This is a genomic window from Streptomyces sp. NPDC126499 (assembly GCF_040302485.1).
In the GTDB taxonomy this organism is placed as follows: Bacteria; Actinomycetota; Actinomycetes; order Streptomycetales; family Streptomycetaceae; genus Streptomyces.
The window spans coordinates 121,744-133,491 of sequence record NZ_JBEOUO010000012.1 but is presented as its reverse complement, the minus strand read 5'-3'; the positions used below and the strand labels follow the sequence as shown (position 1 = coordinate 133,491).

Here is an 11,748-nt window from a genome sequence, read left to right as displayed (position 1 = left end):
GTGGTGCCGGGCGTCGGCGCACCGACGGCGGTCGGGAGCGGAGTCACCGGTGCGGCCGCGGCCTCACGTCGTGCCGATGAGTCATCGGAGCGCCCTCCGGCCAATGAGTCATCACGCCGGGGGGGCGGAGAGCCGCCGGAGGGCCGTGTCGGCGAAGGGCTGGGCCGTTCACCCGGCCCCCCTGGAGTCATACCTGATCTTCAATTAGTCATCGCTACCTGTCAATATTCCCCGAGCGCAGTCCCGCGCGACTTCCGCCAGTGCGCGGCTCCGCGGATCCGCCCCGGCGTGGGACTGCTCCTGGACCGTCGTGTAACCGAAGGCGAGCCGGTGCTCGGGCTCGGCGAAGGCCAGGGGCCCGCCCATGCCGTAGTGCCCGAAGCAGCCGGTGTCCTCGCCGGCCATGGGGCGGGTGGGATCCGGGAGCATGAAGCCCGTGGCGTAGCGGCGGTAGTAGCCCACGACCCGGTCGGTGCCCGCCGCCTGCTCCCGGCGGGCGGCGTCCACCGCCTCGGGGTCGAGCAGCCGGATGCCGTCGACCTCGCCGATGAACGCGGCGTAGAGCCGGGCGAGGGAGCGGGCGTCGGCGACCCCGTTGGCGGCCGGAACCTCGGCGCGGAGGTACACGGGATCGTGCTCCACCTCCGACACGTCGGGGTTCATCAGCGCGCGGAAGGCGAAGGAGGCGGGATCCGCCAGCGCCGTGCGCAGGGCTGTGGCCCGTGGATCGCGCAGCACCTCCGGGGAGAGCCCCGCCGCCGGCCGGATGCGCGCCAGCCGGGAACGCGCTTCGTCGGGCAGCCCGATCCACAGGTCGAGACCCAGTGGCTTCGCAAGCTCCTCGCGGACGAGGGTGCCGACGGTGCGGCCGGTGATCCGGCGCAGGATCTCGCCCGTGAGCCAGCCGAAGGTGAGGTCGTGATAGCCGAGCGCGGTGCCGGGTTCCCAGTTGGGGCGCTGCTCGGCGGCCGCCGCCGCGGCGGGCTCCCAGGCCAGGATGTCGTCCACCGTCAGCGTGCGGTCCAGGGCGGTGACACCGGCTTGATGGGTGAAGACCCAGCGGATCGGGATGTCGCCCTTGCCGTTCCGCGCGAAGTCCGGCCACACCTCGGCGATCGGACGGTCGAAGTCGAGGACCCCGCGGTGCGCGAGGACGTGCGCGAGGACGGAGACGACGCTCTTCGCGATGGACCGGATGAGCTGTACGGAGTCTGTGCGGTAGGACCCGCCGACCAGATCGACCACCGGGACGCCGTCGTGGTAGACCGCCACCGCCGCGCCGGTGTCCCCGCGTTCGGTGATGTTGCGGCCGAACTCCCTGGCCACGCGCTCGAAGCCCGGTGCGGCAAACCCGCTGAACCCGTCGGCGGCGGTCGCGTAGGTACGGCGGGCGCCGGAGAGGGAGCGCGCCGGTCCGCCGGTCATCGGTCTCCCTCCGCGTCCGGGACCGGCTCCACCTGGGCTTCGATGAGTTCGGCGCCCTGGCGGGCGGCGGCGAGGGCGCTGTCCACGGTGGCGGCCTTCGCCCGGACCGACGCGAGACGGCACCAGGAGTCCCGTACCTCGGTGATCACTGCTCCGGTCTCGGCGACCGAGGCCGCGGCGACCACGTGCTCCACGGCGCGCGCCTTGTCGAGGCCCGTGATCGCGGTGATCCGTCCGGGGAAGCTCGGGAGCGCGTACCAGATGGCGGCCGCTCCCGCGCCGGTGCCGTCGAAGGCCTCGCCGGAGCGGAGCCGTGCCAGCGCCGGCCGCCCCAGGGTCTGGTCGACCAGCAGGGCGATCATGTCCACGCCGAGCGCGTCCTGTACCAGGTCCGGGGTGTCGTCGCCGGGCGGGCGCAGGTGGGTCTCCACCACCCGCAGCTGCCCGTCCTCCGCCAGTTTGATCTCCGTGTGCGTGCCGCCCCGCCGGACGCCGATGGCGTCCAGCATGTCCCCGACGAAGGCGCGCACCCGTGCCTCGTCCTGGGGAGTGAGACCGGCCGGTACGACGTGCCCGACCTCGACGCAGTGCGTCGGCAGCGAGTGCTTGGCCGTCATGGCCACGAGCTCGTGGACGCCGTCGTCCGAGAACATCTCGACGGTGTACTCCGCGCCCGTCAGATACTCCTCGACCAGGACGTCCGGGGAATCGGCCCAGTCGGCGGCGGCGGCCCAGGACCATGCCTCGGCGGCCTGCTCCGGTCCGTCCACCACGGTGACGCCGGAACTCGCGGTCCCCTGGACGGGCTTGACCACCACGGGCCAGCCGTACGCGTCGCCGAAGGCCACCACGTCGTCGCCGGAGGCCACGGGCGCGTTGCGCGTGGCGTCGACTCCCGCCTCCCGGAGCCGCTGTCGCATGGCCAGCTTGTCGTGGACCAGGGTCACCGTCTCCGGCGTGTGCCAGGTCAGTCCCAGGGCCTGCGCGACGTGCGCCGCCTTGTCCTGGTCCAGCTCGCTGAAGGAAGCGACCGCCGTGAACGGGTCCCGGGCGTGCAGCAGCACCGCCAGCTCGGTCCACGCCTCCACGGGTGCCGTGTGTGCCAGACCGTGCACCCCGGCCGTCCGCTCGACCTCGCGGATGCTCGGCAGTACCTCCAGCCGGCAGATGAAGCTGGTCCGCGCGCCCGCCTCCCGCAGGCGCCCGGGAATCTCCCGGCCGCCGCCGATCACCAGGATGTGCGGTGCGCCGAGGACGTCGTCGTGTGTCATGGATTCTCAGTTCTTTCCGTGGGGGGTTTCGGTGGGCGACGACGCGAACGCCGTCCGCGCGGTCCGGATCGCGTCCTGGAGCGCCGTCTCGGTGGGCAGGTCGAGCAGGGCGAACGCCATGCGTTCGAGGTTCGACTCCGGAGGGTTCATGACCGTGCCCGGTTCCTGGCGCAGCCCGCTGCGGAACACGCCCGGCACGGCGTCCAGCACGGATGTGTCCTCCGGGACGATCTCGCCGGGCCGTTCGGCCGCCAGGAACACGCTCGCAGTGTGCCGGAACGATTCGCCCTCGGGCGGGAGTTCCGGCTTCTCGCCGAGCGCCAACCGCAGGCAGGCCTCGTACAGGTCGACTCCGTGGGCACGGGAGACGACGTCCAGGAGGTAGCAGCCCGGTGTACGGACCGCCGCCTCCATGACCGCGATCCGGCCGTCGTCGGCGACCCGGAACTCCAGGTGGATCAGGCCGTCCCGCATCCGCATCGCGTCGATCACCTCGGCACCCAGCCGCGCCGCGCGCTGCCGGTCCCCGGCCGCCTCGGGGCTCCCGCTGGGCACGTGCTGGAGCTCCACGAAGGCCGGCGGACCGGTGGTGGTCTTGACCGTCAGATTGCGGAACACCGTTCTGCCGCCCTGGACAAGACCCTCCCAGCTGTACTCCTCCCCGGTGGCGTACTCCTCCACGAGGAAGGGCCCGCCGCCACGGCGGCCGGCCACCGCCGCCGACCACCCCCGCGCGTCCCTGACCTGTTCGACCCCACGACTCCCGAACGACGAGAGCGGCTTGATCACGACGGGGAAGTCCGGGAGGTCCGTCTCGTCGAGCGACTCGACGAGACGGCTGTGCGGCTGGGGGACTCCCGCCGCGCCGAACAGCTGCCGCTGCAAGGCCTTGTTCCGGGAGACCTGGGCCGCGTAGAGCCCGGGTCCGGGCAGTCCGTGGGCCTCCGCGACCAGCGCGGCAGCCAGCACATGCGGCTCGGAGAAGGCGAGCACGCCCCGTGGCCGCGTGCGCGCCGCCAGGCCGAGCGCGGGCCCCGCCCAGACCTCGTCATGATCCTCGGCCGTGGCATCGGCGGACGCGTGGGCGACGACCACGTCACCGTACTCACGGCGTACCGCCTCGACACGGTCGGGGGTCTCCACCACGGCGACGCGCAGACCGAGGCGGCGCGCGGCGTCCAGGTATCCGCGGGCCATGTTCCCGCAGCCCACCAGGAGCACATCGGCGGTCATGCGGCGAGCCCCCGCTGCGCCTCGGCGGCCTCGAAGTCGCAGGCGTCAGCGAACCATTCCACCGCGTCCGACAGTCGCTCCAGGACCTCCGCCCGGTCGCGTCCGGTCGCGACGAAGGAAGCCAGCATGTCCGCGCTGGACCGGGCGTCCTCCAACAGGGTTCCGTCCGCCACCCCCACGTGGAACTGCTCGATCCCGGGGAGCGGGCAGCTGCGCGGGGCGCTCACCAGAAAGCCGGCCCGGGGCGGGACCAGGGCGAATCCGGAGTTCACCAACGGCTCGTCCGGCAGGGCGGGCAGCTCGTCGCCGGCGAGCCAGGATGCCTGGAGGCGCAGCGGGTCCGTGCCGAAGGAGTACACCATGAGGTCCTGCACATGGGCGCCGCCCATCCGGGAGCCGATCTCGTTCACCTTCAGCGACCCGTCCGGGGACTTGAAGACCTCCGCGTGGAAGGCCGTCGTCGGCGGCGTGGGCAGGGCCGTCAGGGTCTTCTCCAGCAGGTCGACGAGGCGCCGGCGGTCGGGGTCGGCGGCGTCGAGGGTGGCGGCGACCTGGCACTCGCCGTGCCGGAAGCCGAGCGGGGAGGACGTGGACGAAGGCCAGCAGAGCCTGACCGTGCCGTCCACCACGACCCCGTCCACGAAGAACATCTCGTTGGGCACCCACGCCTCGGCCATGAGGTGGGCCGGCCGGTCGGCAGCCAGGTCCGCGCAGGTCCGTACCGTCTCGTGCAGCGCGGCCTCGTCCGTCAGGATTTCGATGCCCAGCGAGGAGGCCCCGCGCCGGGGCTTGAGGACGAGGGGGAACCCCTGCCGGGCCGCGAAGGCGAGCAGGTCGCTCGGGTCGTCGACGGCGGCGAACGGGGCGACGGGAACGCCCGCCGCGTCCAGGATCCGCTTCATCGTCAGCTTGTCCCGGTAGGCCACGGCACTCTCCGGCGACTGGCCCGGCAGGCCCCAGTCGGCACGGAGTCGCGCCGCGCGCAGCAGGTCCCACTCGGAGTAGGCGACGATCCGGTCGAAGCCGTAACGCCGGTGCAGACGGTGGGCGTGGTACTCCACCGAGGCCGTGTCGGCGTAGCCGGGCACCTCCACCACCTCGGCGTAGTCGCCGGTGACCGCCCCGTCCGCCGAGCGCGTCAGGAGGACGACGGTGTGCTCCGGGCCGAACCAGGCTCCGTACGGGACCAGTTCCAGGGGGAACCGGTTCAGGACGAGAATCTTCAACGAAGGGTCCTTTTCTCAGGGACGAGGAGCGGGGTGTGCGCAGGAGGGGCGAGCCGGGCCGCCGACCGGCGGGCGAAGGGGACGACGAGCCAGGAGGAGGCGAGGACCACGACGCCGAGCGACAGCCATCCGAGCCCGCCGTCGCTGGAGAGGACCACGGCGCCCAGGACCGGGCCGAGGGTGCTCTGGACGGGCATGGTCAGGGCGAACGCGCCCTGGTATTCGCCCTGTCGGTCGGGCGGGGCGAGGTCGTAGGCGAGTCCCCAGGCGCTCGCCGACTGACCGAGCTCCGCCGCGGTGACCAGCAGGATGCCGAGGAGGAGCAGCACGGCGAGGAGCGGTCCGCCGGTCCGGCCGGTCAGGGCGAAGGCGGCGAAGGAACCGGTCAGCAGCAGGCCGGACCAGCGGGCCAGCCGTGCGGCGTGGCGCCATGTGGGTGCCAGGCTGCTCACCCGTACCTGGAAGGCGATGGCGAGGACGGTGTTGACGGTCATCAGCAGGGGCAGGTACCAGCTCGGTGCCGAGGTATTGCCGACGATCCAGAGCGGCAGCACCACGGCGAGTACCGCGCCGTGCAGGGAGAGCGCGGAGGAGACGGCGACCACCGAGAGGTACGGTCCGTCCCTGAGCGCCGCGAACCGTGGCGCTCCCGGGACGTGCGGCTTGGGGCGGGTGGCGGGGAGCCGTCCCGCCACGATCACGCAGAGCGCGAGACTGAGGCCGTTCACGACGACGAGGGAGTAGTAGGCGGCGTCTGTGCCCACCGCGATCACCCCGCTCGTGGCGAGGGATCCGACGGTCAGTCCGAGATTGACCAGAGCCCGGTACTTCCCCCGGGTCTCGACCCGGATGTCGGCCGGCACGCACTCGGCGACCAGGCTGGCCCAGGCGGGCACCGCCCCGAACTCGGCGGCGGCCACGGCGCAGACGACGGCGACGAACAGCGGGAAGGAGGAGACCCAGGGGTAGCCCAGGAACAGGGCGGCCTGGAGGAAGGTGAGCGTCTTGTAGACGCGGCGGGCGCCGAAGCGGTCGCTGATCTGGCCGAGGAGTGGGGCGGCGACGAAGCCGGTGAACCCGGCGGCTGACATGCCGATGCTCGTCTCGACCGGGGTCAGGCCGACGACCTTCACGAAGAACAGGGCGCTTCCCGCCATGAAGAAACCGGTGCCGAGGCCGCTGACCACGGCCATCACCGCCAGGACCCGGATGGGTCCGGTCTTGTGGAAGGGTTCGAACATGCGCCAGCGCGTCACCCGCAGCTGGGACGTCAGTCGGTCCCGGTGGCGGCTCACGCCGCGGCCTCGACCCGGATCGTCGCCCGGGCGCGTGCGATCAGCTCCCGGCAGTGCGCGACGGACTCTCCACGCGCGCTGATCCAGCCGTAGCGGGCCTTGTAGCCGCGGGGCGGGAGCGCGAGCACGTCACCGGGTCGGGCGCTCAGGTGTACGTGGACGCCGTCCGGCAGGACGCCCTGGACGGAGAGGCCGACGAGAGTCAGGTCGGTGTCGGGGTACAGGAACTCGATCGCCGCGGCACCGTTCGGGCGCCGGACGGGGGCCGGGTTCCGGCCCGTGGCCAGGTCCGCGGCGACCAGGACGGCGGAGACGCCGGTGACCTGGGCGCCCAGGAAAGGGATGAGGTCCCCGCCCGGCCGTGCGTTGACCTCGACGAGCCGGGGGCCGTCCGAGGTGAGCCGCCATTCGCTGTGGGTGACGCAGCCGGTGATCCCCAGGGCTCGGTGGACCCTGAGGAGTTCACGTGCCAGCGCCGGGTCCTCGTACAGCGGGTCGGCGCCGTCGATGACGTGCCCGCTCTCCTCGAAGAAGGGCGGGAAGGACGTCTGTTTGCGGGCGATGACGAGCGGCATCACGCCGTCCTCGGTGACCAGGGCGTCCACACTGATCTCGGGACCGTCGAGGTACGGCTCCACGAGGACGCTTGCCGCGAAGCGCTGGGGGACGTCGGGCAGTTCGGCCGTGGCCGCCGTGAAGGCCGCCGTCAGCTCGTGCGGGCCGTCGGCCCGCCGTACGCCGATGCTGCCGCCCAGCGCCCGGGGCTTGCACACGACCGGGTAGCCGATGGCGGCGGCGATGTCGAGCGCCTGGCCGAGGTCGGCGGCCGTTTCCGCGCCGGGCTCCGCGACCCCGTGCGCGGCGAGCGCGGCGCGGGTCAGGGCCTTGTCCCGGCAGCGCCACACGGCGTCCCGGGCCGGACCGGGCAGTCCGAGCTCCTCGGCGACGTGGGCGGCCGGCCAGACCATGGCCTCGTTGAGGCAGAGGACACCGGTGATCCGGCGGGACTCGGCCACCTCCGCCGCGTCCTTGGTGAGCACGTCCGGGGTGAGCGGATCCGTCAGGGTCCAGCCGGCCAGGTAGGGACGTTCCCAGGTCGGCGGGGTGTCGGTCATCAGCCACAGCCGGTGCTGTCCGGATGCGGCGATCTCCTGGAAGGCGTACTCACGGAACGCGGCCGCCCCGGAGCCGACGACCAGCAGGACGCCTCCTGCCTCCGCCGGGTCCGCTGTGTGGTGCATCGTGCTTCTCCTCTGTATGGGTCCTACGGGGAAGGCGTCAGGCGGCCCGGAGCACTCCGTAGCCGCGCCGCAGCCTGCGGCGGTGGAGGCGCTCGGTGAACGGCGTACGGCCGTGGACGAAGCGGAAGTTGTCCCACAGCAGGACCTGGCCGCGGCCGATCAGCACGGCTTCCTGGTAATCGGGCCGGGCAACCAGTGCGTCCCAGGCGTCGAGAGCCTCAGTGAGCCCCTCGCCGATGGTCTGTCCCTGCGCCAGGTACCCCTGCTCGACGTAGCGGCGCAGGTAGCGGACCTGGGTGCCGCTGTCCGTGCGCGTGAGGATCCGGTGGAGCATGACCGGGTCGTCGGTGCTGTCACCGGAGTGGAAGGGGTGGGGCTCCGCCAGCACGTCCAGGTGCTGAGGTGCCTGCGCGGTCAGCGCGGCGACGAGGCCCTCCACGTCCACCAGGACGGTCTCCCCGCCCTCGTCGGCCGTGGACAGTCCCGCGAGCATGGCCACGTCCGGGGTCGTGTCGAGGAGGGTGCCGTCGGTGTGGAACCCGCCGGTGCGGCTGGAGGAGGAGTAGTGGCTGGAGGCCAGGGTGGGCGCGGCAGTGACCTCGACGGGGTACATCAGCTCGCCGGTGCGGTACTGCGGCACGGGACGGCACAGAACGGTGAACAGGTTCCAGACGGCGCTGGTCACCTGCTCGTCGTCGAGATCGGCGAGCCCGGTGTCGACGACCAGCCAGCCCTCCTTCTCGCGGAGGCGGCGGGTGATGTCCAGGCAGGCAGTGAGGAGGGAGTCCGTGGTGTCGTCGGGGGCGTCGAGCGGCCAGGCGTCCAGGGGCCGGCCGGCCGGGGTCGTACGGGACAGCAGGGCGGCGTGCGTCTCTTCGGGAAGTCGGTAGGTGTTCACAGAGATCTCTCCATACGAGGAGTCGGACGGATAGCAGAGGGTGGACGACCGTCAGTCGGTCAGCGGGCCGTCAGTCGGTCAGCGGCCAGTGGTCGAATTCGCCCCGGGCGGTGCGCAGGACATCGCCCTCGATGAGGACGTCCAGGTCGGCCCGGTCGCGTGTCTGCCGGTCCCGGACCGCCCGCGCGTGCAGGCGCGCGATGTCGTCCGGCAGGGGGATCGCGCCGGGGTCGGCGAACCGTACGGCTCCGGAGCAGTCGCGTACCGACATGGCACGGCCGGCGTTCCACAGGTTCGGGGAGAACGGCACGTCGAGAAGGCCGGTCTCGACCGCGAGCGCCACGCGCTCGCCGAGCCCGGAGGCGTCCAGGGCGAGGATGGCGTCGAGTACGGCGCTCGCCTCGCGGACGATCAGGTCCTCCTCGAAGTCGGCCTCCTCGGGGACCGGCGGCGCGTCCGGACCGTCGAGCGCGGACCGGACGAGGGCCAGTCCTTCCGCGTTGTGCGCGGCGGACGGGATCTGTGAGGACTCGACGGCGGTCTTGAGCATCAGCCGGGTGGCGCCGCTCAGCCGGGCGGTGAGGGCCGAACCGTGCAGCAGGGCCAGCGACTTCTCCGGGTCCTTCGGAAACGCGGCCATGTACTGGTGGAAGACGGTGTGTACGGCGACGTCCTCGTGACCGTGGCGGTCGAGGTAGCGCCGGCCCACCCGGCGCAGGGCGCGGATCGCTCCGATGTCCTGGGCTCGGTTGCCCTGTTCCGCGTAGCCCAGCGAGACCGACTTGACGCCCTCCTGGGCGGCGAGCAGCGCTTCCAGTACGCAGGCGACCACGGCGATGCAGGCGGGGACCATGGCGGCGGTGAGCACGCCGAAGAACTCCCGGTCGACAGTGATGCCGAAGCGCTCGTGGTACAGGCCGGTCAGCCGGTCCACGTAGGCCCAGCGCGGTACCGAGTGCCAGGGCGAGTAGTCGCGGTAGTAGGGCAGGTTGTAGGTGAGGGCGCCGCCCTCGAAGGCCGTCACGCCCGAGGCGTAGGTGATCTCGGCCAGCAGCCGGGGGTCCCGGGTGGAGTGCCGGACCTGGAACGGGGTGCCGGGGAAGTGCGCGGTGACGCTGCGGCCCGCCCCGACGCCGTGGTTGACGAGGGGGAAGCCGTTGAGGCCGTGGAAGGTGTCGAGCTGGGCGCTGGACTCCTTCAGGAGCAGGTCCACCTGGTCGTGCAGGTTGTTGCGGGTGAGCGAGTCGATCTGGAAGGAGAGGACGTCGGCCCCCGCCTCGTACAGCTCGCGGAAGAGCTCGATCTGCCCCCGCACCCCGGCGACACCGGTGCGGGGATGGATGAGGACCCGGCCTTCGCGCGCCGCCCGGTCCTGTACGTCGGCCAGGCTGAGGCGGGCGGCGCAGGCCGCGGCGTTGTCCTCCAGGTCGTTCGCCTGGTGTCCGGTGTGCCACTGCGCGAGGACTTCTTCGCGCTGTACGTCGAAGGCTTCGGCCCGGAGGGCGCTCGGGCGCGGGGACGCGGAGCGCGCGCGCTCGGGGACGTCCCCGGCGGAGGTTCCGGCGCCCGGCCGCTCCCCGGGGGTGCGCCGGCTCCGGTCGGCCAGGTCCTCGTCGAGGCAGGCGATCACATGGGCGGGGTCGACGTAGCCGAGGAAGACGCGACGGAAGCCGAGCGCGTGGAGTTCGTCCACGGCGGCGGGGTCTCCCGTGAGCGAGGGGTTGCCCCCGAGGAACCAGACGGAGTCCTCGGATCCGTGCAGGACGCGCAGGCCGTGCAGGTCGCGCAGGTAGTAGGCGGCGTGCCCGTCCATGTTGGAGACCAGGACGGCGTCCGCTCCCTGGGCGCGGGCGCACACCTCGTCCGGCGCGTTCTGGGTGGACAGGAAGTCGACGGTGAATCCGGCTCGTTCGAGAGCGCGGCGGAGGATGATGAGGCCGACGGAGTGGGAGTCGCCGCCCACTCCCGCCAGCACGATGCGGCGGCCGCTTCGGTCAGTCACGTTGGGTGCCTCTTCGGACGGGGATCGGGTGAATTCGGTCCGGCTCGTCGATGGGTCTGCGCCATCGACGTCCCGAAACCGTCGGGGCCCGCGGGACGGTGTCCGCGGGTTCGTTCACGCCCCGGTGCCGGTGGAGGCGCCGGTGCTTCGCTCCAGGAGCAGCGTTTCGCTGAGTTGCGTCGCCCGGTGGCGGGCCGTGACGGTCCAGCCCTCGCGCAGGTCGGGGTCCACGTGCTCGTACAGCAGGCGTCCCATGAGGACGGGGAGCCGGATGAGCACGCGCACGCCCGGCGGCGCCGTGCGGCGGATCCGGTCGAGGAGCCGGGCCTTGCCCCGAAGGCCGTTGGCCACAATCAGCAGGTCGTAGGGCGCGTAGTCGACCGCCGCGGCGTCCGAGCGGTCGATGCCGACGTCGGGGCCGGTGCCGCAGAAGCGACGGGTGACGGCCTCGGCCAGTTCGGCGCTGGGCCCGTGCCGGTCGATGCCGACGACCGACCGCCGTACGAGTCCGCAGGCTTGCAGGGCCATGAGCGTCTCCGGGTACGGGCCGCAGCCGACGACCGCCGCCTTCTCCGCGAACCGGCCGTCCAGCAGGCGCAGTTCGCCGGCGACTCCCTGGTAGTCCTCCATGGCGAGCATGGAGACGTCCCCGAGGCCGGTACGGTCCGCGTCGGCCAGCACACGGAGGCTGGTCCGCGTCTCGTCGCGGCTCAGATGCTCGGACCAGTGGGACGCGAGTGCCGACCGCAGCGCCGGGTACTCGGCGGCGGACTCGATCGCGTGGACCACCTCGGGGTCCGAGGTGGTCCGGCAGAACTCCCACAGATCGCCCATGGCGTCGGCCACGGCGACCGGTCCCGCGTGGTCGCGCGGTCCCGGGGCCACACGACCGACGAGGGTGTCCCGCAGCTCCGTCAGCTTCGTGAGGCCGCGGGCGCGGGGGGACAGACGGGGCGGGGCTGCAACAAGCTCTCTCCGCAACATACGGCACATCAAATATTGAGTCATGCCACTCAGTCAATATCCAATTTCCAGAGCATCGCATCAAGCGCCCCTGATCTGCGTGTATCTTGCCGCCTGGATGACGTAGACCTTCAACCTGAGGGGCTGAGCAGGAATCATGACCGCATTGACCCGAGAGCTAGTAAAGTTGGAGA

At 72.2% G+C, this 11,748-nt stretch carries 9 protein-coding genes; all 9 read right to left on the bottom strand.

Annotation, left to right across the window (positions count from 1 at the left end):
- Positions 1–204 precede the first annotated feature (204 nt).
- A complete protein-coding gene (locus ABTZ91_RS19800) occupies positions 205–1,425 on the bottom strand; it encodes a serine hydrolase domain-containing protein (RefSeq protein WP_352078473.1) in 1,221 nt (406 codons plus the stop codon).
- The gene (locus tag ABTZ91_RS19795) at positions 1,422–2,696 is read right to left on the bottom strand and encodes an ATP-grasp domain-containing protein (protein ID WP_352078472.1); all 1,275 of its coding nucleotides are present in this window, start codon (positions 2,694–2,696) and stop codon (positions 1,422–1,424) included. The genes ABTZ91_RS19800 and ABTZ91_RS19795 overlap by 4 nt, the downstream gene beginning before the upstream one ends.
- A 6-nt stretch (positions 2,697–2,702) precedes the next feature.
- Positions 2,703–3,929, bottom strand: a complete 1,227-nt coding sequence (locus ABTZ91_RS19790) for an ATP-grasp domain-containing protein (RefSeq protein ID WP_352078471.1) — start codon at positions 3,927–3,929, stop codon at positions 2,703–2,705.
- Positions 3,926–5,155 (bottom strand): ATP-grasp domain-containing protein, encoded by a 1,230-nt coding sequence (locus tag ABTZ91_RS19785; RefSeq protein WP_352078470.1) that lies wholly within the window; start codon positions 5,153–5,155, stop codon positions 3,926–3,928. Before ABTZ91_RS19785 ends, ABTZ91_RS19790 begins: the two co-directional genes overlap by 4 nt.
- Entirely contained in the window at positions 5,152–6,450 is a 1,299-nt protein-coding gene (locus ABTZ91_RS19780; protein WP_352078469.1) for an MFS transporter, read from the bottom strand. Before ABTZ91_RS19780 ends, ABTZ91_RS19785 begins: the two co-directional genes overlap by 4 nt.
- Positions 6,447–7,691 (bottom strand): ATP-grasp domain-containing protein, encoded by a 1,245-nt coding sequence (locus tag ABTZ91_RS19775; protein ID WP_352078468.1) that lies wholly within the window; start codon positions 7,689–7,691, stop codon positions 6,447–6,449. The genes ABTZ91_RS19780 and ABTZ91_RS19775 overlap by 4 nt, the downstream gene beginning before the upstream one ends.
- Positions 7,692–7,728: 37 nt before the next feature.
- Positions 7,729–8,589: a TauD/TfdA family dioxygenase gene (locus tag ABTZ91_RS19770; protein WP_352078467.1), complete on the bottom strand. Its 861-nt coding sequence runs from the start codon at positions 8,587–8,589 to the stop codon at positions 7,729–7,731.
- Positions 8,590–8,659: 70 nt separating this feature from the next.
- A complete protein-coding gene (locus ABTZ91_RS19765) occupies positions 8,660–10,591 on the bottom strand; it encodes a cobalamin-dependent protein (protein WP_352078466.1) in 1,932 nt (643 codons plus the stop codon).
- A gap of 114 nt (positions 10,592–10,705) precedes the next feature.
- Positions 10,706–11,575 (bottom strand): hypothetical protein, encoded by an 870-nt coding sequence (locus tag ABTZ91_RS19760; RefSeq protein ID WP_352078465.1) that lies wholly within the window; start codon positions 11,573–11,575, stop codon positions 10,706–10,708.
- Positions 11,576–11,748: the final 173 nt, after the last annotated feature.